The sequence below is a fragment of the Cohnella rhizoplanae genome (assembly GCF_948329515.1).
Classification (GTDB): Bacteria; Bacillota; Bacilli; order Paenibacillales; family Paenibacillaceae; genus Cohnella; species Cohnella rhizoplanae.
The window spans coordinates 110,328-133,744 of record NZ_CAOJCN010000011.1 but is presented as its reverse complement, the minus strand read 5'-3'; the positions used below and the strand labels follow the sequence as shown (position 1 = coordinate 133,744).

The following is a 23,417-nucleotide window of genomic DNA, read 5'->3' as shown; positions in this document are numbered from 1 at the left end:
GTAACGGCGTCCAACCGATAAGCCTGCAGTCAGCTCCTTCATGCGCCTCCGGCCGCGGATACGGCCTTGGGCGCTGCAGCCCGCCAATTGACGAGGAAGATGCCCGCGCAGATCATCGCGCCGCCGGCGGCCACGTAGCCGTGAAGAGGCTCGCCGAGCAGCACCGCCCCGCCGATGACGCCGAAGAACGGCGCCAGGAACAGGAAGGCGTTGGTCTTGGCCGGATCGCCCCGCTGCAGCAGAAATGACCAGCCGGTGAACTGGAGGATGGAATTGATCAGCACGAGCCAAACGAGGGAGAACACGAACGGCCCCGCGAAGTTCGCATGCGGATGCTCGAAAAGAACGCTCAGGAGACCGAGGACGAGGCCGCCTGACAGCATCTGGTAACCCGTCAGCACCCAGGTATCGATCCCCTGTCCCCAACGCTTGACCAACAGCGACGCGGCCGCGAAGCAGCAGGCGCCGAGCAGCGAGATGAGCGTGCCGGGATTCATCGACAGATGCGCGCCCATCGTGCAGAAAACGCCGGCAAACCCGAGCGCGACCCCCGCCCACTGGGCGGCGCGGTACCTGGCCTTCATGAACAAGGCCCCGAACAGTATGACGAGCAGCGGGTTCACGAATATAAGGATCGCGGACTCGCCGGACGTGATCCACTTCATGCTGTAATAGCTGCAGCCCATGACGCCTGCGGAATTGAGCGCGCCGATCAGCGCGATGCGGAGCCAGGGCGCAGCCCCCGAGGGCTTGGGCCGGCGCGCCGCGAACGCGGCCATCAGCAGGCCGGCGGCAACGAAGCGCAGGCTCATCGTCAGAAAGGGCGGCGCATAATCGATGCTGATCCGGCCGACGGGAAACGCCAGTCCCATGGATAGCGTGGTGACGAAAATCAGCAGGGCATAGACTCTGGGATTCATCGGGCGATCACTCCTTCTCGGACATTCGCGGATTCGTATCGATAAAAATGATTGTAACGGCCGTTCGCGATCAAATAAAATAGAAATAAATCATGACGACCATCACTAATAACGATATCCGAGACGGAGGGGTCTACATGGAAAGCGGAGATCTGCGCATATTCCGGACGGTGGCGCTCGAGGGCACGGTGACGGCGGCGGCAGCCAAGCTCGGCTACGTGCAGTCGAACGTGACGGCGCGCATCCGCCAGCTGGAGACCGACCTGGGCAAGCCGTTGTTCCACCGGCACAATCGGGGCATGACGCTGACCGCGGACGGCAAGCTGCTGCTCGATTATGCCGGACGGATCGTCGGCCTGCTGGACGAAGCGGCCAAGGCCGTATCTTCGCCGGAAGGGCCGCTGGGCCCGCTCGCGATCGCCTCGACGCAGAGCTGCGCGGCTGTGCGGCTGCCCTCGCTGCTGGCCGGCTACCATCGCAGCTATCCCGACGTCGAGCTGTCGCTCTCGACCGGAAACTCGGCGGCGGTGCTAGAGAAGGTGCTTCGCTACGAGGCGGACGGCGGCTTCCTCGCCGGGCCTTGGCCCGAGGCGGAGATCTCGGCGGTGCCCGCGTTCGACGAGGAGATCGTCCTCGTCTCTTCGCCGGAACGCGGCCCTGCCGGCGAGCTGGGCAGCGAACCGATGCTCGTGTTCACGGACGGCTGCTATTACCGGTCCGTCCTGGAGCGCTGGACCAAGGAGCATGCCTGGGCGCAGCCGCGGATCATGGAGTTCGGCACGCTGGAGGCGATCATCGGCGGCGTGTCGGCGGGACTCGGCATCTCGCTGATGCCGCGAAGCGTCGTGGCCAAGGCCGAGGCGGACGGGACGGTGCGCGTGCATCCGCTGCCCGATCCGTACAACCGGATCCGGACGTACTTCGTCATGCGCCGGGACGCTTATGTGAGCCGGCCGCTCGCGTTGTTTCTTGAAGAGCTCGCCGCGGTACGGGAGACCATGCCGGAGATCGCGGCAGACGCCTCCGGGGGGATGCTGCCGGAGCCGGACGCGTCGCTGAGCTTGGGCCTCGGGCCGCCGCACTCCCATCCGCATCCGCCGCGCCGGGGTCACCGCAAAGGAGGGGTCACCGCATGAAGCTCGACCGGCTGCTCGCCATAACGATGCTGATGCTGGGCAGGCGCCGGATCGGCGCCAAGGAGCTCGCCGACCGGTTCGAGGTGTCGCTGCGGACGGTCTACCGCGATATGGAGACGCTGGGCCAGGCGGGCATCCCCATCGTGTCGTACGCCGGAGAAGGCGGCGGCTACGAGATCATGGAGCGGTACCGGCTCGAGCGGCAGTTTCTGACGCTGGAGGAGCTGCAGGCGATGGTCATCGCCCTGAAGGGCGTCCGCGAGGCGATGGAGGAACGGGAGATCGGCAGACTGCTGGACAAGGTGGGGGCGATGCTGTCGGGGACGGAGCAGAGCAGCCTCGAGGACGCGTCCGGGCAGTTGATCATCGACATCAATCCCTGGAGCGGGGCCTCTCAGGACAAGATCAAGGTCGCCCTGCTCCGCGAGTCGATACGCGACAGAAAAATCGTGCGCTTCTCCTACACGGACATGGCCGGCGAACGGTCGGAGCGCCGCTGCGAGCCGGTGCGGCTGGTCCTCAAGGGGCTGATCTGGTATATGTACGGCTATTGTCTGAAAAGGGAAGACTTCCGGCTGTTCAGACTGTCCCGCGTCCGGGATCTGGTTCGGACGGACGAAGCCTTCGAGCCGCGCGAGGAGCCGGAAGCGCGGCCGCTTACGTGGGAGAGTATGCCGCCGGCGGGGCATGGGAACATGAAGGAGATTGTCCTGCGGTTCGCGCCCGTCGCCCGGACGCGTGCGGAGGATTACTTCGGCTCGCTCGACGGCGCGCTGTTCGAGGACCGGCCGGATGGCACGCTGCTCGTCAGGAGCAGGCAGCCCGACGAGCCATGGCTGCACTGGTGGCTGCTCGGGTTCGGGACAGGCGTGTACGTGGAGTCGCCGCCCGAGCTGGCGGAGGCGGTGCAGGCTTGCGCGGACGACGTGCTGCGGATGTATCGCACCGCTGACACGCTGTTGTCAGCGAAGGCGTGATAAGCTGTCCGAGTATGCAGCATCGGCGGACGGCGAACGGCGGACTATGGCCGCTAGTCGCAGCCGCTTCATTTGAAGGAGGAGACGATATACATGTTCACGAGCATCGATAGCTTTGTTCAGGAGTGGGAAAACGAATCCGCCGGCACGCGCCGGCTGCTGGAGTCGCTCACGGACGCTTCCCTGTCGCAGCGCGTGGCCGACGGCTACCGCACGATCGGACGGCTCGCCTGGCACTTGACCTGCAGCCCGCACGAGATGCTGGTCCGCACGGGGCTCGAGCTACCCGCTCCCGGCGACGAGCACGTCGTGCCGTCCGCCGCTGCGGAGATCGCGGCCGCGTATGCGCGGACCGCGCGCGAGGTGGCCGAGGCCGTGCGCGGCCAGTGGCAGGACGCGGATCTCGCCCGCATGAGCGACATGTACGGCGAGCAGTGGCCGGGCGGCGTCACGCTCCGCGTCGTGATCCAGCACGAGGTGCATCACCGCGGCCAGTTGACCGTTCTGATGCGCCAGGCGGGACTTCGCGTACCCGGCCTCTATGGGCCCGCGCGCGAGGAATGGACGGATATAGGCATGGAACCGCCTGTCGTCTGAGTCAAGGAAGCGCCTGCGGGGCGAGGCTAGCCGTCATTCTCGGCTAGCCTCGCCCCGCTCTGTCACTGCCACTTCACTTCCACTGCCATTGCGCTTGCGGCCCCGTTCAACGATATTTTCGTCCGATATGCCTCGCACGATCCTATTCGCTACGGTCTCCGGCGTCCGCCGGCACCTCCGCGAACTGCGTCCGGTACAGCATGGCGTAGAGCCCGCCTCGGGCCAACAGCTCGTCATGGCCGCCCAGCTCGACGATACGGCCGCGGTCCAGCACGGCGATCGCGTCCGCAGCCCGCACGGTGGACAGGCGGTGCGCGATGGCGATCGTCGTGCGGCCGGCCATGAGTCCCTCCAGCGCCTCCTGCACGTACGCCTCCGAGCGCGAGTCCAGATGCGAGGTCGCTTCGTCCAGCACGAGGATGCGGGGATCCTTCAGGATCGCCCGGGCGATGGCGATCCGCTGACGCTCGCCGCCCGAGAGCCTATGGCCCCGCTCCCCTACCTTCGTATCGTAGCCTTGCGGCAGCCCCGCGATCACGTCGTGGATGTAGGCCTGCCTGCAGGCAGCCTCCATCTCCGCCGCCGTGGCGTCCTCCTTCGCGAAGCGGAGGTTGTCGGCGATCGTGCCGAAAAATAAGAAAGGCTCCTGCGTCACGTAAGCGATCTGTTCGCGCAGCGAACGCACCGTCACGCCGCGAACGTCGCGCCCGTCGATCCGCACCGAGCCTCGCGTCGGATCGTACAGCCTGCCGACCAGCCCCGCGAGCGTCGTCTTGCCGGCCCCGCTCGGGCCGACCAGCGCCAGCAGCTGCCCCGGCCTCGCGGTCAGGTCGATCCCCCGCAGCACGGCTGCCCCGCCCGGCGCGTACGCGAACTCGACGCCGTCGAATTCCACCAGCCCGCTCCCTCTCTCCAGCGGCTTCGCCTGCGGCGCGTCCGCGACCTCCGGCTTCAGGTCCAGATACTCGAAAATGCGCTGAAAGATGCCCATCGCCGCGGACAGATCCAGGTGTACGCCGAGGAGTCCGGATACGGGTTCGTACATCCGGCCCGTCAAGGCGGCGAAGGCGATCACCGAGCCGATGGACATATCGCCCTGGACGACGAGCCAGCCGCCGTACAGATAGATAATCGCCGTGGCCAGCGGGTTGGATACCCCTGCGGCCATCCCGTACCATCTGCCGATGAGACCGAGCCGCAATTCCATGCTCTTCACCGTGTCGTTCATCTCGCCGAACTTGCGGACCTGCGTCTCTTCCCTCCCGTATATGCGAGTGAGCAGCGCGCCGGACACGCCGAACGTCTCCGACAGATGCGAGGACATCTCGCCCCGCAGCGTCTGGACGCGCAGCCGCAGCGATTTGCGCAGCGCCGCGATCCGCCTGGCGGGCAGGAGCAGCGCGGGAATGACGGCCATCGATACGAGCGCCATCCGCCAGTCTAGCCGCAGCAGGATGACGACGGTCGCGATCAAGGTAACCGTCTGGGTGATCGCCGTGACGATCGTGCCGGTAATGGCGCCTTGCACGGCCTGGACGTCCCCGGAGATGCGCTGGACGATCTCTCCCGTTCTCGATCGCGTGAAAAACGACATCGACTGGCGCTGCAGATTGCGGAACAGGCGGTTGTTCAGATCGCGCATGACGCTCTGGCCGACTTTGTTGTTCAAGTGGGTCTGCCAGACGTTCAGCACGCCCTTGACGAGCGGGCTTGCCGCCATCAATCCGGCGAACAGCAGGAGCAGTCCCGTATCCTTGCGCGGGATGGCCTGGTCTACGAGCTCCTTGGTCGCGAGCGGGGCGGCCAGTCCCGCCAGCGTAGCCGCGAGCGACAGCAGCAGGATAAATCCCAGCTGTCCGGCATACGGCTTGAAAAGCAGAAGAACGCGGGACAGCTTGACGTCCGACAGACCGGCCCCCGCTTCATGATTTTCGCTTAGTCTTCTCATGTGTCGATGCTTCCTTCTGATGATTGGATGGATTGCGTTTATTGCGGTTATCCCGATTATATCAAGTTCCGTTCGCGCCCACACCCGACACAGCTTTCGAACGAGACCGCTCGCGAGCGGCAGCATCTTGACGCAAAAAAGAGCGATCCCTCCCGGGACCGCTCCGCTCAAGCATTCGGTTGTATTATTGCGCGTCGGCCGGCAGGACGACGATCGTATCCGCCGCGCTCTGCGCCGGGATGCTCTTGGTGGTCGAGGGGCCATAGAACGCCCGGACCTTCGCGCCGGCCTTGATGTCCTCTGCCTTGATCGGCTCGCCGGCCGAAGTGACGATCAGCGCGTCCGGGCCGACGTTCAGCACGAGATTGGAAATGGCCGCGTCGCCGGTGCCCGTACCGAGTTGGATCTGCCAGCCGCTCTCCGTCTTGTTGACGGCGCCGACTTTATCTTCCTTAATGAGGCGTTCGCCCAGCAGCGTCACCTTGGCCGCATGCGACTGGCCCGGGAAGCTCAGCGCCACGATCGGTCCGTACTCGACGGCGACGCGCGAGCCTGCCTTGAGATCGGCCGCCGTCTTGGCCGCGCCGGATGCGTCCACGATGACCGTGTCCTTGTCCACCTTGGCGACGATCCAGTCGAAGGTGCCGGCCGAGCCTTTACCCATTACGTTCAAGCTCGTGAGACCGTTCGCGGTCTGCGCCTCCGTCACGACGCCGGTGTTCAGAATGTACGGGTCCACGGGGGCTTGCTCCTCCTTCTTGGGGGTCAGGTCGAACTGCTTGGCCTGCGGATTCCAGGCGATCTCGTAGCCCATGGCGCCTGCGGTGTCGCGCAGCGGCACGTACGCCTTCCCATCGATATAAACGGGTTGGATCGAGCCGTAAGCGACCCCGTTGACGGATACGTGAATATCGGAGCGCAGGAGGCCGCTAACCTTCTGCGTGAGGCCGGATGCCCCGGCGACCGCGGTGGCTCCGAGGATGCCGGCGGCGGTCAACAATAGGATCGTTTTTGATTTTAGCATGGTAATGTTGCTCCTCTCTAAGTTGCAATGGGGTCCCCGCGCTTATGATGCGACACGGCCGTTCCCGGCAAATCTTGCATCCCCTCAGACGCGCGCCGCGGAAAAAAGGTTGCGGCTTGTCCGGACGCCGAACGGCCGTCCGCCGGATGCCGGGGACGGCCGTTAAACTATATATTAGTGCGCGCCGGCCTTGTCCACGTGCTGCAGATGACGCTGGTTCAGCATAATAACGACGACGGCCGCCAGCACGAACGCGCCTCCGACGACGAACGGCACGTGAGGATTGTACCACTCGGCGAGCTTCCCGGCGAAGAAAGGCGCGATCGCGCCGCCGATGAAACGCAGGAAGCTATAAGCCGCGGATGCCGTCGAGCGCTCGACCGGCGCGGCGTTCATGACGGCCGTCGTGATAAGCGTATTGTTGTTGCCGAGCAGGGCGCCCGCGAACACGATCGCGCCTACGACGACCCACTCGGTCGTCGTCCAGATGCCCATCGCGAACAGTACGAGACCAAACAAAGTCAGCATGGCGTACATCGACTTGAGCGTGCCGAACTTGCGCTGGAGCACCGGCGCCATGAATACGGAGGTGACGGCGAGCAGGATGCCCCAGCCGAGGAAGATATAGCCGAGACCGTGCGCGTCGTAGCCGAAATACTCGTCGAGGACGAGCGGCGCGTAGGCGAGCAAAGTGAAGAAGCCGAAGTTATACAGGCAGGCCCCCAGGCCGAAGACGAGGAGCGAACGATGCTTCAGCGCGCGGAACGGGTCGGCCAGCGAGGCCTTGCGGCGACCGGCGGATGCGGCCGGCTTTTGGGCCTTCGGCATCGTTATCGCGAGGGACAAGAACGCGATGACCATGAGCGCGGCGACGCCATAGAACGGCCCCCTCCACGAGATGGAGCCCAGCTCGCCGCCGATCAGCGGGCCGACCGAGATGCCGAGGCCGATCGCGGCCTCGTACAGAATGATCGCCCGGGCGACGCTGCCCGTCGACAGCGTGACGATCGCCGTGAGCGAGGTGGCGACGAACAGCGAGTTGCCGAGGCCCCAGCCGCCTCGCAGCCCGATGAGCGCCCAGATGCCGTCGGAGGCCCCGCCGAGCGCCGCGAAGACGGCGATGATGACGATGCCGGCCAGCAGCGTTCCCTTCATGCCGATGCGGGATTGAATGACGCCGGTGATGAGCATCATGACCGCCATGACCGCATTGTAGCTGGTGAAGAGCAAGGAGACTTCGCTCGGCGAGGCCCGCAGCTCCTTGGCGATAGCCGGCAGGATCGGATCGACGAGGCCGATGCCCATGAACGCGATGACGCAAGCGAAGCCGACCGCCCATACGGCGCGCGGCTGCTTGAGCAAGCTCCCTTCCGGCGTCAATGGGGAAGCGGCGGGAGCGGCTTTTGATGTGGATGACATGCGATGATTAGCTCCTTTTAAATATGGGATGTGAATGCTGGCGCGAATCGTGGTCTCACAGTAAATTCCCGAATGCGTGGCGAACGACGTTGCCGCGGCTGATAATGCCGACCAACACGCCGTCCCGCTCGACGGGCAGCTTCTTGATCTGCTTTTTGCCGAGCACGGCTGCGATGTTCTCTACCTCGTCGTCCCAGGCCGCCTTGATCACTTTGGTCTTGGCGATCGACATGACGCCGAGATCCAGGAGCCTGCGGGCTCTTTCCTCGAATTGCTCGTTATCCCCTTGGATCAGGACGGACGCATAGAAGAAGTCGACGTACCGGTCCGCATGCTTGCCGATATAACGCATGATGTCGCCGTCGCTCACGTACCCGACGATCTCGTTGCGATCGTTGACGACGGGCAAGCCGCTAATGCCGTGCTCGATGAACCTCTCGATCACTTGGCGTACCGTATCGTTCTGTTTGACCTTGTACACCGGCTTGCTCATGATCTCGTGCGCTTGCATGCGAGCCCCTCCAGTTAGTTGTATTGCAAAAGTAAACATATAAATGTATTATACAACTACATAAATAAATGTCAATCGTTCTAGCCGCGAATCTCGCTTGAAATGCACGTTTCGTATGGTACGATGATGAACAAGATGCAGCAAGGTGGTGGGATCGTGAATAAGGAAATAAGCACTATCGAGCTCGAGCTCGCCCTCTTGATCCGTCGCCTCACCTCGATCTCGACGCGCAAATTCGGGACGCTCGACCGCTCCGCTTATCTGCTGCTTGGCCAGATCCAGGCGCACGGCTCCGCCGGCGTCAAGGCGCTCGCGGAGGAGTTTCGCCTCGATATATCCACCGTCAGCCGTCAGACGACCGCGCTTGAGCAGAAGGGTTACGTGATCAAGACGCCCGATCCCGAGGACGGCCGGGCTTATTTCTACCAGTTGACCGACGAGGGACAGCGCGCGCTCGAGGAGACGCAGGCGCAGCGTACCGAACGCATAGGACTGCTGCTCAAGGACTGGACGGACGAGGAGCGCGCGCGGCTCGGCGAACTGCTCGCCAAGTTCAATCGGACCTACTTGGACGATTAGCGCTTCCCTCTATTGTATTCAATTGCCGCGGAAGTTATTGGGCGGCGGTCCGGGCGGCGGGTCCGGGCGGCAGGCTAGGGGGCTGCTGGCGCGGAGGTGCTTGGAGGCGGGAGTTACCTCGAATAGCAGCGTAACTGCGGGCGAGGAGGCGCTTGGAGGCGGGAGTTACCTCGAATAGCAGCGTAACTTCGGGGGCAGAGCCGCTTGGAAGCGGAATTACCTCGAATAGCAGCGTAACTGCGGGCGCGGAGGCGCTTGGAGGCGGGAGTTACCTCGAATAGCAGCGTAACTGCTGGCGCGGAGGCGCTTGGAGGCGGGAATTACCTCGAAAAGCAGCGTAACTGCGGAGGCTGAGGCGCTTGGAAGCAGAGTTACCTCGAATAGCAGCGTAACTGCGGGCGCGGAGGCGCTTGGAAGCGGAGTTACCTCGAAAAGCAGCGTAACTTCGGGCGCGGAGGCGCTTGGAGACGGGAGTTACCTCGATAAGCAGCGTAACTGCAGGAACGGAGGCGTTTGGAGGCGGGAGTTGCCTCGAAAAGCAGCGTAAAAAGCCCCGGGCATCCCACCCGGGGCTATCCTTGCGCCATGCGGCGGCTGTTCGTTATACGTTGAAGCGGAAGTGCATGACGTCGCCGTCGGCGACGACGTATTCCTTGCCTTCGAGGCGGAGCTGGCCTTTTTCCTTGGCGGCGTTCATGGAACCGGCGTTCACCAGGTCCTCGTAAGACACGACTTCGGCTCGGATGAAGCCGCGTTCGAAATCGGTGTGGATGACGGCGGCCGCCTGGGGCGCCTTGGTGCCCTTGCGGATCGTCCATGCGCGCACTTCCTGCACGCCGGCCGTGAAGTACGTGTACAGGCCGAGCAGCTTGTACGCGGCACGGATCAGACGGTCGAGGCCGGACTCGGACAGACCCAGCTCCTCGAGGAACATCTCGCGGTCCTCGCCCTCCAACTCGGCGATCTCGGACTCGACGCGCGCGCTGATCGGCACGACCTCGGAGCCTTCGGCCGCCGCGAATTCGCGGACGCGCTGCACGTACTCGTTGCCGTCGGCGTTGGCCGCCTCGCCCTCGCTGACGTTGGCCGCGTACAACACGGGCTTGATCGTCAGCAGATGCAGATCGCGCACGAGCAGGCGCTCTTCTTCAGTCAGCTCGACGCTGCGGACCGGTTTCTCGTCGAGCAGCGCGGCGTGGATACGCTCCAGCACCTCGACCTCCTGCGCGTACTTCTTGTCCCCGCCCTTCATGTTCTTGCGGGAGCGGTCCATGCGCTTCTCCACGGAGTCGATGTCCGCCAGGATCAGCTCCAGGTTGATGACCTCGATATCGTTGATCGGATCGATCTTGCCCGATACGTGGGTGATATTCTCGTCGACGAAGCAGCGGACGACGTGCACGATCGCGTCCACCTCGCGGATGTTGGCAAGGAACTTGTTGCCGAGGCCTTCGCCCCGGCTCGCGCCCTTGACCAGGCCCGCGATGTCGACGAATTCAAAAGCGGTCGGCACGATCCGGTTCGGCGTGACGATGTCGGCGAGCTTCTGCAGGCGCTCGTCCGGCACCTCGACGACGCCGACGTTCGGATCGATCGTGCAGAACGGATAGTTGGCCATCTCGGCCCCCGCTTGGGTGATGGCATTAAATAAAGTCGACTTGCCGACATTGGGCAGGCCGACGATACCACAGGACAGTGGCATTCGCTATACACTCCTGACTTCGTGCGGCCCTCAGGCGGCGCGGAGCGCGCCGGACGGCCGTCAACGGTTCAATTATACTCCAGCCATTATACCGGAAGGCCGGGACCTGCGTCCACCCAACGTGCGGCGACGCTTAGTACGAATCCAGCCCTTCCCATCCGCCGAGATCGTCCAGCGTCCCGATATCGCCCTCGGTCGCCGCCGGATCGTCGATCGGCGGGTCGAGTTCAGGCGCTTCGAGCGCGGCTGCCGGCACCGAGATCGCCTCGGTCGCATCGTGCTTGGCGTACGTGCCCTCGAACACCTGATGCAGCTCGGAAGGCGATCCCGGCTCGTACGCGATCGTCATGTCCGACTCGATGCGATAGGCGAGCGGCAGATGCGTACCGGCATCCAGCGCGAAGCGAACCGACAGCGACTTCAGCGCGATGCTGCGCTGCACCTCGTCGTCGAGGCTCTCGAGATCGAGCGTCCCTTTCAATATAAGTTTCAGAAAAGCGAGCGCCTCTGGGCCCGTCCCTTCGTACCGCACGACGTCCCGTTCACCCTCGCGGCCATGCGCGAGTCCTTGGCCGAGCGAGAGCGCCGAAGCCAGCGCCGCGGAAGGGTCGGTCTGATAGTCGGACAACGTGCGCGCGATATCCGCCGCCTGGTCGCTGGACAGCTTGCCCCATTCCTCAAAGGAAGGGTCGTATACGTAGTAGGCGTCCGGCACGAGGATCGCGCGCAGCGAGGACTTCTCCCCGTCCTGGACGCTCTCGACCGTCTGGTCCAGCTTGAGCGGGGAACGCTCGACCTTGCCTGCGTTCTTCACCTCGAAGGCCGAGGCCGCCGCGGCCCCGCCGCTCAGTTCCTGGACCAGGCGAAGCGTGAACGCATATCGCCCGACATCCGCCATCGCCGCCCGAGCCTGTTCCAGCAGCGCCGCAGCTTCACGCGCCGTGCCGTACGACGCCGCGCCCGATGTCTCTCCCCCTGTCGCCCGAAACGCTGCCTCGGACGAAGAAGCACGCTCCGGAGCGGCCGGAGACGCGCTGCATGCGGTGAACGAGAACGCCGCCGCGACGAAGAGGATGGATAGCGACCGGCGCCTGGATGTGCGTGACATGATGGATAACAGCCCCTTTAACTCGGTTAACCTATATTGAGCGAATCGCCGCTGTGCTTCCTATGATGCCAGCCTCTCGCCGACTCTCGCAGCGAAGGAGGAATACCGCATGGAGAACGACAGCCACAAGGGCAATTACAAGGGAACGACCAAGATGGAAGCCAAGAACCAGGACATGGCGTTCGTGAACGACACGCTGGAGGACACCAAGTCCGTCGCCCCTGTACCGCAGAAAAAGAAAAAGACCGACTGACCCGCGGCCGCGGCGCCCGCCGCAGCTGCCCGACCGGGTCGCCTCGCAAGCCTTCCGATATGGATTCCTCAGAGCGGCGCCCTCGCCGCTCTGTTGCCGTTCCCCCGCCGATCTTCCCCATAAACGTCCCTCTACCCTACCATACCCTGGATGCCATCACAATCGGTCCCCGCATTCAAAAAAGTCGGTGAATAGGGAACTTTCCGCCGCATCATTCGTTCCTTAGATGTGCCGGCCGCACAAAGAATCGGGCCATAGGGCCGCCGTCTTCCCCGTACGGCGCCGGAAGGCTACTATAAAACTATGAAAGTCGGGGAACGCCCGGACAGATTGTCCGTTTGCGGATGCGAGGTGGCTTTTGTTGGATCACGACTATTTGAAGCATATGACCGGGGGCATCGACCGCGACGCCGTGCTGGAGGAGCTCATGCTCACTTACGGACGGGACGTATGGAACTATGCCTTCTTCATGACCGGCAAGCGGGAGACGGCAGAGGACATTGCCCAGGACGTATTTGTCAAAGCCTATCAGAACCTGCACGCGCTGCGGGGCGAATCGGGCGCCCGCGCCTGGCTGCTCAAGATTACGCGCAATACCGCGCTGGATTACTTCAAGTCCGCCTGGTATCGCCGCATACGCCTGCCCGCCGTCCTGCCGCTGCGCGAGTCCCAGATGTCCGCCGAGAACGAGTGGCTCGGCTCCCAGCGTCAGCGCGAGATCTGGCGCACGGTCATGGAGCTGCCCCGCAAGCTCCGCGAGAGCCTGCTGCTCCAGGCGCATCACGGTCTGAGCATGGCCGAGATCGCCGACCTGCTGCAGGTGTCCGAAGGGACGGTCAAATCGCGCATTCACAGGGCGCGGGCCGCGATGAACAAGACATTCGAACGCGAGCGCGAAGACGACGCGGAAAGGGGCGGGAGAACATGAGGGACCATCGCGACCGCTGGGAAGATAGGTTGTCCGATCTGCCGCTCGGCTCCGGCGGCTTCGGCACCGCTACGATGAAAAAAGTGAAGGAGCGCATTAAGATGCTTGAACGACGCGCCAAACGAAGAAGACGCGCCGCCGCCGCTTCTGTCGCCGCGCTGCTGATTGCGGGAGCGGTCGTCTTCCGGAGCGAGCTGGCGGGACTGCTGACGCCCGAAGAGGCGGCCAAGCCCGTCATCAGCGAGACGGAGCCGACGACGATTAACGTCATGTATTGGGACAATAGCGGCTTCATGTCCGCGTTCGGCCAACCTTTTGTCATTCGGCATCCGTCGGTGAGATTCGAATACGCCGATTATCCCGGAAAAACCGCCAACCTGTTCAATCTGACGCCAGGCATAGAGCCGTTTAAAGAACAGCTGCTCAAAAGCCATGCCGATCTGGTGCAGGTCCCGCTGGCTTACTTGCCCGAGCTGTCGTCCGCCGGATTGCTGAAGCCGTTGGATACGTGGATGAAGCGGGACGGGCTGAAGGACGGGAACTGGCAGCCGACCGTCCGGGCGACGGTACGCGAAGCGGGCGGCGGACAGCTGTATGGCTATGCGCCCGAGTTTTCAGGATATGCGCTTTTTTATAATCGCAAGCTATTTCAGGAAAACGGCGTTCCGGAGCCGACGGACGGCATGAGCTGGGACGAGGCGATGGATCTGGCCGCAAGGTTCCAGGGGATCGAAAAGGGCGGAAAACCCGTCAACGGTCTCAGCTTCGGCTATAATTCGACGATCTGGTTCGAGGCCAGCATCATCGGCAAGAGCCAGGGCCTGCGGCTCGCCGACGCCAAGCTCGGACAGGCGACGGTCGACACGCCTGCCTGGACGGACCTGTGGACCAAGCTGGCAGCCGGCCGTCGGGCGGGCTGGATCAACAACGATCCGGTTTTCAAATGGGAGGGCAATATTTCAATGAAGGAGCTGTACGCGCACGACCCGTTCCTGAACGGACGCTCGGCGATGACGTACGCCTCCAGCGCATATCTCGACACCCTCTCGGACGCCGGATCCGGTCTAGGACTCGCCCAGGAGGACTGGGGCATCCTGGCGCCGCCCGGGGACAAAGCGTCGCGCGGCATGGACGCCGCCTTCGAGATCCCCTTCGTATTCGCCATTCCGGCGCAAGCGGCCCATGCCGACGCGGCATGGGAATTGCTAAAATATATCATGAGTCCTTCGCAGGCCAACCGGTACGTGCGCTTCCCGCACGGCGACGCCTTGCCGACCGTAGCCGCGGACGCAGCGGCGAGCGATACCCGGTCTGCCTTGTTCTATCGCGCCGATGCCGATCCTTCGCAGGTCCTCGACAGAACCAAGCGGGATGCGAATCCCGTGTATGGCAGCGTCTCCAGCGCCGTCTGGACCGAAGCCAGCAATCGGACGCAGAACGCCGGCGGAGACGAGCTCGACGTGTCCGAGCTGCTCCAGGCGCTGCAGGCGAAGGCGGAGCAGGCGCTCCAAGCGGCTTCTGCCGCCGGCCAAGCGGCAGCGGGAGGACAGCCATGAAGCGGCTGGCGCCGCTCCTGGCGCTGTCCCTGCTGCTTGCGCTCGTATCCGGATGCACGAAGAGCGCGCACACCGCGACCGAGCCGAAGACGCTCACGGTCGCCTGCTGCCAGCCCTATACGTACGACATGCAATTCAGAGATTTCATCGAAGCCGGATTCCCCGACTGGGACGTCAAATTCGTGCCGCTGCAGGCCGACAACGACTACAAAGCCTACGACGAGAAGACGATCGCCGAATTCATGGACCGGGAAAAGCCCGATCTGCTAATTCTGAACAGTTCGGACTTCGGGCTGCTGCGCAAGGCGGACCGGCTGCAGAATCTGGACGAGCTTATCGCACGCGAGAAAAGCAAGCTGACCGACACCGTGACGCCCGGCGTGCTGGACTTCCTCCGCGGCGAAGACGGCGGCCCGCTCTATGGGATCGGTCCGGCCTTCCATGCGAACGCCATGTACTTCAACAAGGATATCTTCGACCGGCTCGGCACCCCCTATCCGACGGACGGCATGAACTGGGAACAGACCATCGAGCTGGCCGACCGAATCATGCAGGACAAGCGCCGGGAAAAGGACGAGATCGGTCTGCACATCCCGTGGCTCCGCGGTCCCTTCGACCTGCTGCAGCGGATCGCGGGCACCGAAGGCCTGAAGTACACCAACGCCGATACCGGCGCGGTCACCTTCGATACGCCCGGCTGGGAGCGGCTGTTCAAGCAAGTCGCCTCCGCTTACAAGCGCGGCACGTTCGTCGCCTCCTGGCCCGAGGGACGCGAGGAAGACGGTACGACCTACTACGATCAGGCCGCTATGGAGTCGGCGGACCTGTTCAAGAAGGGCAAGGCCGCGATCGCCGTAGACGACGACTTTCTGCTCGCGAATCTCAAGTCCGCCCAGAAGCCGAAGTTCGGCTGGGGCGTCGTCGAGCCGCCCGCCCGCTCCTCCGATCCCGGCGTCGGCGGAGAGATTCGGTTGTACGAAGTATTCGCCATCCCGACGTCCGCTGCGCATGCCGAGGAGGCCTGGCAGGTGCTCTCCTACTTCATGTCGGAGCACGTCGGCAAGGCCAAAGCGGGACTCGGGAGCGCGATCGGCGCCATGGACTTGTCCGTCCAGCGGGATTATCCCGAATGGAAGCAGGACCCGGATTACGAGCCGTTCTACGCGCTGCGGCCGACTAATTCGATAGACAAGTTCTATTATGGCGCGGAGCAGGGACCCGCGGGCTTCGACGAAGCCTTCGCGGAACTTGTGAACGGGCATATCCGCAGCGCGGTGGAAGACAAAGAGACGTTGGACGAAGCGTACGCGGCGATCCAACCCGAGGCGGAAGCGCTCATGAAAAAAGCGCTGTCGGACCAAAAGGCCGACGGCGCCGACGAGTCAAAGTAACGTTGTCGATTAAAAAAATCCGGACAGGGTGAGGGCGTTCAAGCCTTCACCCATGCGTCGTTGTCGTAGCCGCGCGCCTCCCAATAGCCGGTATGCGGCCGGTCGATCAGCTCGATCCGGTCCAGCCACTTCACCGACTTGTACGCGTACATCCCCGGTACGATCAGACGCACGGGGCCGCCGTAGTCCCGGTGAATCGGCTGCCCGTCGTGAAGCACGGCGACCAGCACGTCTTCCATCCGCGCCTGCTCAAGCGACAGGGCGTCGGTATATTCTCCGTCCCCGGAATAGAACTTCACGTACTTCGCGCCCGCACGCACGCCAGCCGCGTCCAGCAGCTGGGTCAGCGGGATACCCTCCCACGTATTGTCGTATACCGACCAGCCCGTGACGCAGTGGAAGTCGCTAACCTGTACTCTGCGCTTAATCTCGAGGAATTGCTCCCACGTCCAGGTCGCGGGCCGGTCTACCAATCCGTCCAGCCTGAAGCGCCACGTGTCCGAATCGAAATGGGGCAGCGGCGTCACCGTATAGAGGCGAAAGTTCCCTCTCGCCCCGCCGCCGACCACATTGGCCGAGTCCGGCAGCGGCTGCGGCGCGGGAAGCATGCGATTGGCATCCGTATCGCCCGCGGCGATATTCCCGGAGCCGGAGGCCGGGATCAGGCTGCCGCCCATCCACTTGAAAAAGGAAGGCAGCACCGCGGCGGCCAGCGCCACGCCCACGGCGCCCCGGATAAACTGACGGCGCGTCAACAATGTGGGCGGGCTGGCAGCCGGGTGCAAGCCGCCGCCATACGGACTCGTGGCACCTGCGCCGCGAGCCTCGTCGCCGTCCGCCGCGGCAAAATCGTCCGTGCGCACAGCGCGACGATGCGGCTTTTTGACCCAACGCATGCGGGTGACCGAGTGGTAGGCGGCGTAGGGCAGCCCCACCCAGGTCAGCAGATCGTGCACCGCCAGTGCGGCCGTCGCCCACCGGGGCGGCAGATGGCGGAGCTGCCAGAGCACGATGCCCGACAGCAGCCAGCCGAGCAGCAGGAAGACGACGAACGCCAGGTTGCCCCGCTGCGCCGGCCGGCCCCGCAGCTGCTTCAGATGCCGCCTCAGCAGCGGCGCGTACAGGACCAGGACGATCCCGGTGATCAATCCGACGTAGATATGCAGCTGCTTCACCCACACGCGGCCCTCGCCGAGCCAGCCTCTGGCCGCGCCCCAGGATAAGAGCAGCCCGCTCGCGGCCAACGCGACGACCAGCCATGCGTTCCAACGGTGCAGCTCCGCGAGCTGTTTGCCGAAGCCTTGCTTTCTCCGATCCGCCATCCTCCCGCCCTCCCTCGTAAAATCAGTATAACATCTCGAAACTTCACCGGAACATCCGGCGCTTTTTTGCGTCTAAGTTATACGAAAATTAAAAAAGAGCTAAATTCCGTACACCTCAGGAGGTTATGCATCATGATCCGCAGGATGCTCCCGTACTTGACCGTATTGCTCGCCGCCGCGCTGCTGGCCGGCTGCGGCGCGGACAAGAACGATGATACGAACGGCGCTCCGCCCGCCGCTTCCGCTGCTGCTTCAGCTTCAAACTCGGCTTCGAATTCCGCCTCGGATTCCGCCGCTCCGTCCGCTACCGATCCCGCCGCCTCGCCGTCGGCCTCGGCTCCCGCACCTTCGCCCGACGCCGAAGCGGCGCTGTCAGCCGCGGCCAAGGACGTCGTCGAGGCGCTGCGCGACCGCGACCTGAAACGACTCTCTTCGTGGATCGATCCGAAGCTGGGCTTGCGCTTCTCTCCTTACGCCGCGATGACCGCGGAGGACCGGATCTTCATGCCGGACGGCCTGCCGTCCTTCAAGAGCGCCGACAAGATCAAGTGGGGCACGGCCGACGGCAGCGGCGAGCCGATCGAGCTTTCCTTCCGCGATTACTACGACAAGTTCGTCTACGACAAAGACTTCGATACCGCGCCTTCCATCACGACCAACAAGCTCGTCGGCCAGGGCAACACCGTCTACAACGGTCAGGATATGTATCCCGGCTCCTCCTTCGCGGAGTTTCACTTCCCGGGCTTCGACGATTCGGCCGACAGCATGGATTGGGAGAGTCTTATTCTCACGTTCACGCAGAACGACGGCGAATGGCGGCTGGTTGCCTTGACGCACGCGCAGTGGACGATATGAGTCTGTGCCCGCCTACTCGTCGGCAAAAAAACAAGCACCCCGTCCTCATGGGCGGGGTGCTTGTTCGTCGTGCGAGATCTTACAGTTGGTTCTGGATCTTCGCCTTAAGCGAATCCTTGCTTTGCAGACCGACCAGCTTGTCGACCGGTTGGCCGTCCTTGAACAGGATCAGGGTCGGAATGCTCATGACGCCGAATTGGGAAGCCAGCTCGGGCTGCTCGTCGACGTTGACCTTGGCGATCGTCGCCGTGCCTTGCAGCTCGGTCGACAGCTCTTCTACGATCGGGAGCTGCATCTTGCAAGGGCCGCACCAAGGCGCCCAGAAATCAAGCAGAGACACGCCATCGCTTACGGTCTCGTTAAAGTTGTCCTTCGTTACGACTACGGCCATCGTAATCCACTCCTTCAAGGGTTGTATGAATCCTGTCTATCGTTCTTCTATGATGATCGGCGCCCGAGCGCGAAGCTCCGGCCCGCTCCATCCTGCGACCGTCCCCGCCGACCGCGCGCGGAGCATACAACGAACCTTACCCGGCGCTAAGTCTTCTGACACGCCTTGATCCGGGACAGCATCTGGCCGATCGTGATCCCCTGGAAGTAGCTCTCGAGCTGCTTCTCGGCGCCGCAGAACACGGAATTCATGACTTCCTGCATATTGGAACCGACCATGCAGTCCATGTCCGGATTGCCGCTGCACCAGTTCGGCGTGATCGCGCCGGCCGCCATCGTCCGGTAGATATCCGCCAGCGTCATATCCGAAGGATCGATGCAAAGCCTGTAGCCGCCGCCCGAGCCTTCGCGCGTCGTCACGTAGCCGTTCTTCCGCAGAAAACCGAGTACCTTGCGCACCCGCGCCGGATGCGTGCAAACATTGGCCGCGATCTCTTCGCTGGAGGCCATGCCGTCAGGCTTGTGCGCGAGCAGGACGAGACTGTGTACGGCAATAATAAATTCGCTGTTCAATGCGGCGCCCCCTTCCCCGGCGGGTTACTGTAATATTAACAGTTACAGTTGAGCCTGTCAAGGGGCAGCCGGGTCCATGCTTTAGCATGCCGCCGGGGCGCCGAGGGTATTCCGCTCAACTCCCTTGGACAAGATCCGGATCCATCCCGAACCGGCGGTCCTCGTTCAGGCCGTCGATCCGCGCCATGTCCGCCGGAGACAGCGCAAAGTCGAACACGTCCGCGTTCTCCCGGATCCGGCCGGCCTGCACGGACTTGGGAATGACGACAATATCCTGCTGCAGGTGCCAGCGGATCACGATCTGCGCCGGCGTCTTGCCGTACGCCTCCGCAAGATCGGCCAGCAGCGGATGGTCGAGCCGCCCTTGCATGAGCGGACGCCACGCCTCGGGCTGAATGCCCTCGCGCCGCAGGAATTCCAGCAGCGGCTTCTGCGTCAGCAACGGGTGCAGCTCCACCTGATTGACCATCGGCTTGATCCGGCAGACGCCCATCAGGTCCTCGAGATGATGGATCTTGAAGTTGCTGACGCCGATGGCGCGCACTTCTCCGTCTTCGTACAGGCGTTCCAACGCCCGATAGGTATCCTTGTACTTGCCGGGCACGGGCCAGTGCACCAGATACAAGTCGACCGGGCCGATGCCGAGCCGTTCCTTGCTCCTGGCGAAGGCGCGCAGCGTCTCGTCGTAGCCCTGCTCGTCGTTCCACACCTTCGAGGTGACGAACAGCTTGTCCCGGGCGATACCGGATGCTCGGATCGCGCGGCCCACGTCCGCCTCGTTGCCGTAGAGGGAGGCGGTATCGATCGCCCGATAGCCCGCCGCGAGCGCCGCCCCGACCGCATTTTCCGTCTCCGCGCCCGACTTTGCCCGCCATACGCCCAGTCCAAGTCGCGGCATGCGCTCTCCGTTCAGCAGTTCTACCGCGGACGCCTTGGTCCATCCCATCCGGCCCCACTCCCTCTCGCTTGTCTTAAGACATGTTACCATGGATGACGGCGGGCCGCACGTTGATCGGGGCCGTCAGTTCTGGCATACTCAAGGTGGCGGAGCCGTCTGCGGCGCGCTGAATATTATCCTACTTTAGACAAGGAGCTTAAGCTCATGCATATCAGCATTTATTCCGACATGGTCTGCCCCTGGTGCAGGATCGGCAAAAAGAACGTCATGGACGCGATCGCCCAGTGGACCGCCGAATCCGGCGAAGAAGTTACCGTCAGCTACCATGCTTTTCTACTCGATCCCTCCGTGCCGGCCGAAGGCCTGCCGTTCCGCGCCTCCATGGCCCACAAGATGGGCGGGGAGCACCGCATCGAGGAAATGCTGCAGCGCGTGACCGAGGCTGGAGCCGCGGTCGGGGTTCCTTTCCGGTTCGACCGGGTGACCCGCATGCCGAATACGGTGCTCGCGCATCGCCTGACCGCGATCCTGCCCGCGGACCGGCGCGAGGCTTGGATCGATGCCGTCATGATGGCGTACTTCGAGTACGGCAGGGATATCGCGAAGCGCGAGGTGCTGCTGGAGATCGCGGCCGACCTGGGCTTCGAGACCTTCCCGCTCGAGTCGGCGCTGGACCATGGACGCGGCGCCGAGGAGGTGCAGGCGGATCTGGACCATGCTACGTCCATGGGCATCTCGGGCGTGCCCTTCTTCGTCCTGAACGACAAATACGGCCTGTCCGGCGCTTATCCGGCAGCCGAGTTCGTCAAGGCGTTCGGGAAGATCGCGGAGCAGAGCGGCGTGTAAAAAGAGGGCGGCAGCGCGATGCGCAGGCCGCCTTTTGTATGCCTTCGCGATGTGTCCTTGGCGGCGCGCGACACTCCCAGGCCCATCGCCTTCACTACGAGAGGCGATCCGCCTCTGCGGCCCGCTCCCAGCTCCATCGCCTTCACTACGAGAGGCGATCCGCCTTTGCGGCCCGCTCCCGGCTCCATCGCCTTCACTACGAGAGGCGATCCGCCTCTGCGGCCCGCTCCCAGGCCCATCGCCTTCACTACGAGAGGCGATCCGCCTCTGCTGCCCGCTCCCAGGCCCATCGCCTTCACTACGAGAGGCGATCCGCCTCTACGGCCCGCTCCCGGCTCCATCGCCTTCACTACGAGAGGCGATCCGCCTCTGCGGCCCGCTCCCGGCGCCATCGCCTTCACTACAGGAGGCGATCCGCCCCTTGCAACACAAACAAGGCTGCCCGCGGCCGCGTTCCCGCGACTTCTCGGACAACCTCGCTCCTCCGACGTCTTTGCGAACATCCAGTCCAACGAATTTTCGAGCAGCCCGTCACTCGTCTTTGCGAATATCCCGTCTAACAACATTCCGTACATCCGTCACCCGACCCGACTTTCCGAACATCCGCCCCCGGACCTTCCGGCACCCCGATAACCGACCGCCGCACGCGCCTTACCCCGCCAGCTGCACGTCCACGTTTACGGTCAGCGTCTGCTGCCCCGTTCCCCGGTACACGCCCTTGACCGGCACGATGTCCAGGTAGTCGCGTCCATGCGCCAGCTTCACATAGCGCCAGTCCACGAGCCCGTTGTTGGTCGGATCGAATCCCACCCAGCCCATACCCGGCACGTACACCTCCACCCAGGCATGCGAGGCCTGTTCGAAGTCCGCGTTGCGCCCCTGCAGGTCGCCGACGAAGTGGTAGCCGCTCACGTATCGCGCGGGTATGCCGCGCATCCTGCAGATCGCGAGCAGCAGATGGGCAAAGTCCTGGCAGACGCCCGAGCCGATGCCGATCATCTCGTCGGCCGTCGTGTGGACCGCCGTTGACAGCGGGTTGTATTCGAAGTCGCCGAAGACGCGCCCCGAAGCGCATTGAACGAAGTCGAACACGCCCGTCTCCCCGGCGCCGCAGACGGCCGCCTCCGCATACCGCGCGACGACTGGATGAAACGTCGCGAACGGCGTAGGCAGCAGGTATTCCGCGTTGGCGTCCCGGAACGCGTCGCTGCGCAGACGTGCCCACGATTCGGAAGGTTCGGTCTCGGGCTTGCGCTTCATCTCGGAATCGCGGGTTACGACCGTGGACTGCGACTTGATGATCAACTCGCGGTGAGGATGGTTCGCCGTGAAGGCATGGACCCGGTTGCCGAAGTAATCCTCGTAGGACATCAAGGAGACGTTGGGCTCGATGACGAGACGATGCTGGTAGCAGGCCTGACGCTCGTCGGTCCGCGGCGCGAGCCGCAACTCATTGACACTGTCCGTCACCGGCGCCGCGTACCGGTAGGTCGTGACGTGCGTAATTTCCAGCTTCATGCCGTGACCTCCCGTCCAGGGAAAAAAAACATCTTCGCCATCGATTCCCCGAGCTGCCTGTTCGTCGCGAGCAGCTGCCGCAGGACGGCATCCAGCGACTCCGCGTTGATCTCCGGACGCTCCAGCCAGCCGAGCTCGGACCGCGCCTTGTCGGCCGTCCGGATGATCCGCTCGACGCCCGACCCCGATCGGCCGGTGCCTTCCCGCAGCGCCTTGACGTGATCGGAAAAGTACGCCAGCGCATAATGGACGGAACGGGGAAACGTCTCCTGAGCCAGCAGAAACGCGGCCACCTCCTCCGTGCTCAACTCCTCGATGCCCAGCCGACGGTACGCCTCGTATCCGCCGACGGACTTAAGCACGGCCATGAGATACGCGTACGAGGAACGGCCCGTCTCCGTCGTATATCGCAGCACCGATTGAAGCAGCCGCACGATATTCTCGGATCGCTCCAGGTAGCGACCGCTCTCCATCATGCTGTACGCGTCGTCGCGCAGCGCGATCGACACCGCGGTTCCCTGAAATGCCGCCAGTCCTTCCTTGATCCGCCGGTAGAACCGGTGCGGCGAGTCGCCCAATACTTCCGCGGTATCGCAGTTTTTGAGCCACAGATAGAAGCCGTTGAGCAGATTCCACAGCTCGGAGGGCAGGCGGTCCCGGATCTTTCGCAGATTGTCGCGCGCCTGGCCGACGCATACGACCAGCGAGTTCGCCTGAGTCGCATCCAGCGTCAGGAAATGGATGACGCTCCGCTCGTCGTATTCGGGATATTTCTCCTCGTAGGCGGACAGGTCGCCGATCGCGCCGACGATGCGGCGCCAGACTTGCTCGTCGGGCCCCTTCTCATCCTCCCGCAGATGATAATACACGTCGATGAGCCGCGCGTGATTCTCCGCCCTCTCCGTATAGCGTCCGATCCAGAACAACGACTCCGCGATGCGGTCCAGCATAGGTTACCCTCCTCGT

General features: G+C 63.6%; 24 protein-coding genes. 10 read left to right on the top strand and 14 right to left on the bottom strand.

The window, feature by feature from the left end; translation table 11 throughout:
• Window positions 1–38: 38 nt before the first annotated feature.
• Window positions 39–920: a DMT family transporter gene (locus PQG80_RS17200; protein ID WP_271752660.1), complete on the bottom strand. Its 882-nt coding sequence runs from the start codon at window positions 918–920 to the stop codon at window positions 39–41.
• Window positions 921–1,057: 137 nt separating this feature from the next.
• Here PQG80_RS17200 and PQG80_RS17195 point away from each other — a divergent pair, with 137 nt between their 5' ends.
• The 3 genes from PQG80_RS17195 (at window position 1,058) to PQG80_RS17185 (ending at window position 3,630) form a co-directional block, all read left to right on the top strand.
• Window positions 1,058–2,056: a LysR family transcriptional regulator gene (locus PQG80_RS17195; protein ID WP_271752659.1), complete on the top strand. Its 999-nt coding sequence runs from the start codon at window positions 1,058–1,060 to the stop codon at window positions 2,054–2,056.
• The gene (locus tag PQG80_RS17190) at window positions 2,053–3,033 is read left to right on the top strand and encodes a helix-turn-helix transcriptional regulator (RefSeq protein WP_271752658.1); all 981 of its coding nucleotides are present in this window, start codon (window positions 2,053–2,055) and stop codon (window positions 3,031–3,033) included. Before PQG80_RS17195 ends, PQG80_RS17190 begins: the two co-directional genes overlap by 4 nt.
• Window positions 3,034–3,126: 93 nt before the next feature.
• Window positions 3,127–3,630, top strand: a complete 504-nt coding sequence (locus tag PQG80_RS17185; protein WP_271752657.1) for a DinB family protein — start codon at window positions 3,127–3,129, stop codon at window positions 3,628–3,630.
• Between the two features lie 142 nt (window positions 3,631–3,772).
• Here PQG80_RS17185 and PQG80_RS17180 read toward each other — a convergent pair whose 3' ends face one another.
• The 4 genes from PQG80_RS17180 to PQG80_RS17165 all read right to left on the bottom strand — a co-directional run bounded on the left by PQG80_RS17180 (window position 3,773) and on the right by PQG80_RS17165 (window position 8,532).
• The gene (locus PQG80_RS17180; RefSeq protein ID WP_271752656.1) at window positions 3,773–5,578 is read right to left on the bottom strand and encodes an ABC transporter ATP-binding protein; all 1,806 of its coding nucleotides are present in this window, start codon (window positions 5,576–5,578) and stop codon (window positions 3,773–3,775) included.
• Between the two features lie 184 nt (window positions 5,579–5,762).
• Entirely contained in the window at window positions 5,763–6,602 is an 840-nt protein-coding gene (locus PQG80_RS17175; RefSeq protein ID WP_271752655.1) for a stalk domain-containing protein, read from the bottom strand.
• A gap of 174 nt (window positions 6,603–6,776) precedes the next feature.
• Window positions 6,777–8,021, bottom strand: coding sequence for an MFS transporter (locus tag PQG80_RS17170; protein WP_271752654.1), 1,245 nt, complete (start codon window positions 8,019–8,021; stop codon window positions 6,777–6,779).
• A gap of 55 nt (window positions 8,022–8,076) precedes the next feature.
• On the bottom strand, window positions 8,077–8,532 hold the full coding sequence (locus tag PQG80_RS17165; RefSeq protein ID WP_271752652.1) for a CBS domain-containing protein: 456 nt from the start codon (window positions 8,530–8,532) through the stop codon (window positions 8,077–8,079).
• 156 nt (window positions 8,533–8,688) lie between these two features.
• On the opposite strand from PQG80_RS17165, the gene PQG80_RS17160 reads away from it, so the two are divergent.
• Entirely contained in the window at window positions 8,689–9,111 is a 423-nt protein-coding gene (locus tag PQG80_RS17160) for a MarR family winged helix-turn-helix transcriptional regulator (RefSeq protein WP_334219828.1), read from the top strand.
• Between the two features lie 601 nt (window positions 9,112–9,712).
• Here the strand turns inward: PQG80_RS17160 and ychF are convergent.
• Together ychF and PQG80_RS17150 are read right to left on the bottom strand one after the other, a co-directional pair.
• Complete coding sequence (ychF, locus tag PQG80_RS17155) at window positions 9,713–10,813, bottom strand: redox-regulated ATPase YchF (RefSeq protein ID WP_271752651.1); 1,101 nt, start codon at window positions 10,811–10,813, stop codon at window positions 9,713–9,715.
• Window positions 10,814–10,946: 133 nt separating this feature from the next.
• The gene (locus PQG80_RS17150) at window positions 10,947–11,921 is read right to left on the bottom strand and encodes a DUF6612 family protein (protein ID WP_271752650.1); all 975 of its coding nucleotides are present in this window, start codon (window positions 11,919–11,921) and stop codon (window positions 10,947–10,949) included.
• Between the two features lie 109 nt (window positions 11,922–12,030).
• Between PQG80_RS17150 and PQG80_RS17145 the strand changes: the two genes are divergently transcribed.
• The 4 genes from PQG80_RS17145 (at window position 12,031) to PQG80_RS17130 (ending at window position 16,049) form a co-directional block, all read left to right on the top strand.
• Window positions 12,031–12,174 carry a hypothetical protein gene (locus tag PQG80_RS17145; RefSeq protein ID WP_271752649.1) on the top strand — a complete coding sequence of 48 codons (144 nt, stop codon included), beginning with the start codon at window positions 12,031–12,033 and terminating at the stop codon, window positions 12,172–12,174.
• A gap of 358 nt (window positions 12,175–12,532) precedes the next feature.
• A complete protein-coding gene (locus tag PQG80_RS17140; protein ID WP_334219827.1) occupies window positions 12,533–13,102 on the top strand; it encodes an RNA polymerase sigma factor in 570 nt (189 codons plus the stop codon).
• Window positions 13,099–14,658 (top strand): ABC transporter substrate-binding protein, encoded by a 1,560-nt coding sequence (locus PQG80_RS17135; protein WP_271752648.1) that lies wholly within the window; start codon window positions 13,099–13,101, stop codon window positions 14,656–14,658. Before PQG80_RS17140 ends, PQG80_RS17135 begins: the two co-directional genes overlap by 4 nt.
• Window positions 14,655–16,049, top strand: coding sequence for an extracellular solute-binding protein (locus PQG80_RS17130; protein WP_271752647.1), 1,395 nt, complete (start codon window positions 14,655–14,657; stop codon window positions 16,047–16,049). The genes PQG80_RS17135 and PQG80_RS17130 overlap by 4 nt, the downstream gene beginning before the upstream one ends.
• A gap of 38 nt (window positions 16,050–16,087) precedes the next feature.
• Here the strand turns inward: PQG80_RS17130 and PQG80_RS17125 are convergent, their stop codons facing one another.
• Entirely contained in the window at window positions 16,088–17,371 is a 1,284-nt protein-coding gene (locus PQG80_RS17125; RefSeq protein ID WP_271752646.1) for a molybdopterin-dependent oxidoreductase, read from the bottom strand.
• A 132-nt stretch (window positions 17,372–17,503) separates the two neighbouring features.
• Between PQG80_RS17125 and PQG80_RS17120 the strand changes: the two genes are divergently transcribed.
• The gene (locus PQG80_RS17120; RefSeq protein WP_271752645.1) at window positions 17,504–18,226 is read left to right on the top strand and encodes a hypothetical protein; all 723 of its coding nucleotides are present in this window, start codon (window positions 17,504–17,506) and stop codon (window positions 18,224–18,226) included.
• Window positions 18,227–18,305: 79 nt separating this feature from the next.
• Here the strand turns inward: PQG80_RS17120 and trxA are convergent, their stop codons facing one another.
• The 3 genes from trxA to PQG80_RS17105 form a co-directional block, all read right to left on the bottom strand.
• Window positions 18,306–18,617 (bottom strand): thioredoxin, encoded by a 312-nt coding sequence (gene trxA, locus PQG80_RS17115; RefSeq protein ID WP_271752644.1) that lies wholly within the window; start codon window positions 18,615–18,617, stop codon window positions 18,306–18,308.
• A gap of 146 nt (window positions 18,618–18,763) precedes the next feature.
• A complete protein-coding gene (locus PQG80_RS17110; RefSeq protein WP_090116127.1) occupies window positions 18,764–19,189 on the bottom strand; it encodes an RrF2 family transcriptional regulator in 426 nt (141 codons plus the stop codon).
• 115 nt (window positions 19,190–19,304) lie between these two features.
• On the bottom strand, window positions 19,305–20,135 hold the full coding sequence (locus tag PQG80_RS17105; RefSeq protein ID WP_271752641.1) for an aldo/keto reductase: 831 nt from the start codon (window positions 20,133–20,135) through the stop codon (window positions 19,305–19,307).
• A gap of 156 nt (window positions 20,136–20,291) precedes the next feature.
• Here PQG80_RS17105 and PQG80_RS17100 point away from each other — a divergent pair, with 156 nt between their 5' ends.
• The gene (locus PQG80_RS17100; RefSeq protein WP_271752640.1) at window positions 20,292–20,933 is read left to right on the top strand and encodes a DsbA family oxidoreductase; all 642 of its coding nucleotides are present in this window, start codon (window positions 20,292–20,294) and stop codon (window positions 20,931–20,933) included.
• On the opposite strand, the gene PQG80_RS17095 is transcribed toward PQG80_RS17100, so the two are convergent.
• The 3 genes from PQG80_RS17095 to PQG80_RS17085 form a co-directional block, all read right to left on the bottom strand.
• Window positions 20,873–21,334 carry a hypothetical protein gene (locus PQG80_RS17095; RefSeq protein WP_271752639.1) on the bottom strand — a complete coding sequence of 154 codons (462 nt, stop codon included), beginning with the start codon at window positions 21,332–21,334 and terminating at the stop codon, window positions 20,873–20,875. The genes PQG80_RS17100 and PQG80_RS17095 overlap by 61 nt on opposite strands.
• Window positions 21,335–21,584: 250 nt before the next feature.
• The gene (locus PQG80_RS17090; protein WP_271752638.1) at window positions 21,585–22,451 is read right to left on the bottom strand and encodes a transglutaminase family protein; all 867 of its coding nucleotides are present in this window, start codon (window positions 22,449–22,451) and stop codon (window positions 21,585–21,587) included.
• Window positions 22,448–23,401 (bottom strand): alpha-E domain-containing protein, encoded by a 954-nt coding sequence (locus PQG80_RS17085; RefSeq protein ID WP_271752637.1) that lies wholly within the window; start codon window positions 23,399–23,401, stop codon window positions 22,448–22,450. The genes PQG80_RS17090 and PQG80_RS17085 overlap by 4 nt, the downstream gene beginning before the upstream one ends.
• Window positions 23,402–23,417 lie beyond the last annotated feature (16 nt).

Excerpts from the sequence above, each read along its gene's own strand:
- PQG80_RS17085 (WP_271752637.1), bottom strand. The coding sequence starts at position 23,401 with ATGCTGGACCGCATCGCGGAGTCGTTGTTCTGGATCGGACGCTATACG.
- PQG80_RS17150 (WP_271752650.1), bottom strand. The coding sequence starts at position 11,921 with ATGTCACGCACATCCAGGCGCCGGTCGCTATCCATCCTCTTCGTCGCG.
- PQG80_RS17195 (WP_271752659.1), top strand. The coding sequence starts at position 1,058 with ATGGAAAGCGGAGATCTGCGCATATTCCGGACGGTGGCGCTCGAGGGC.
- ychF (WP_271752651.1), bottom strand. The coding sequence starts at position 10,813 with ATGCCACTGTCCTGTGGTATCGTCGGCCTGCCCAATGTCGGCAAGTCG.
- PQG80_RS17100 (WP_271752640.1), top strand. The coding sequence starts at position 20,292 with ATGCATATCAGCATTTATTCCGACATGGTCTGCCCCTGGTGCAGGATC.
- PQG80_RS17145 (WP_271752649.1), top strand. The coding sequence starts at position 12,031 with ATGGAGAACGACAGCCACAAGGGCAATTACAAGGGAACGACCAAGATG.
- PQG80_RS17200 (WP_271752660.1), bottom strand. The coding sequence starts at position 920 with ATGAATCCCAGAGTCTATGCCCTGCTGATTTTCGTCACCACGCTATCC.
- PQG80_RS17165 (WP_271752652.1), bottom strand. The coding sequence starts at position 8,532 with ATGCAAGCGCACGAGATCATGAGCAAGCCGGTGTACAAGGTCAAACAG.
- PQG80_RS17175 (WP_271752655.1), bottom strand. The coding sequence starts at position 6,602 with ATGCTAAAATCAAAAACGATCCTATTGTTGACCGCCGCCGGCATCCTC.
- PQG80_RS17125 (WP_271752646.1), bottom strand. The coding sequence starts at position 17,371 with ATGGCGGATCGGAGAAAGCAAGGCTTCGGCAAACAGCTCGCGGAGCTG.
- PQG80_RS17120 (WP_271752645.1), top strand. The coding sequence starts at position 17,504 with ATGATCCGCAGGATGCTCCCGTACTTGACCGTATTGCTCGCCGCCGCG.
- PQG80_RS17185 (WP_271752657.1), top strand. The coding sequence starts at position 3,127 with ATGTTCACGAGCATCGATAGCTTTGTTCAGGAGTGGGAAAACGAATCC.
- PQG80_RS17135 (WP_271752648.1), top strand. The coding sequence starts at position 13,099 with ATGAGGGACCATCGCGACCGCTGGGAAGATAGGTTGTCCGATCTGCCG.
- PQG80_RS17090 (WP_271752638.1), bottom strand. The coding sequence starts at position 22,451 with ATGAAGCTGGAAATTACGCACGTCACGACCTACCGGTACGCGGCGCCG.
- trxA (WP_271752644.1), bottom strand. The coding sequence starts at position 18,617 with ATGGCCGTAGTCGTAACGAAGGACAACTTTAACGAGACCGTAAGCGAT.
- PQG80_RS17190 (WP_271752658.1), top strand. The coding sequence starts at position 2,053 with ATGAAGCTCGACCGGCTGCTCGCCATAACGATGCTGATGCTGGGCAGG.
- PQG80_RS17105 (WP_271752641.1), bottom strand. The coding sequence starts at position 20,135 with ATGGGATGGACCAAGGCGTCCGCGGTAGAACTGCTGAACGGAGAGCGC.
- PQG80_RS17180 (WP_271752656.1), bottom strand. The coding sequence starts at position 5,578 with ATGAGAAGACTAAGCGAAAATCATGAAGCGGGGGCCGGTCTGTCGGAC.
- PQG80_RS17130 (WP_271752647.1), top strand. The coding sequence starts at position 14,655 with ATGAAGCGGCTGGCGCCGCTCCTGGCGCTGTCCCTGCTGCTTGCGCTC.
- PQG80_RS17170 (WP_271752654.1), bottom strand. The coding sequence starts at position 8,021 with ATGTCATCCACATCAAAAGCCGCTCCCGCCGCTTCCCCATTGACGCCG.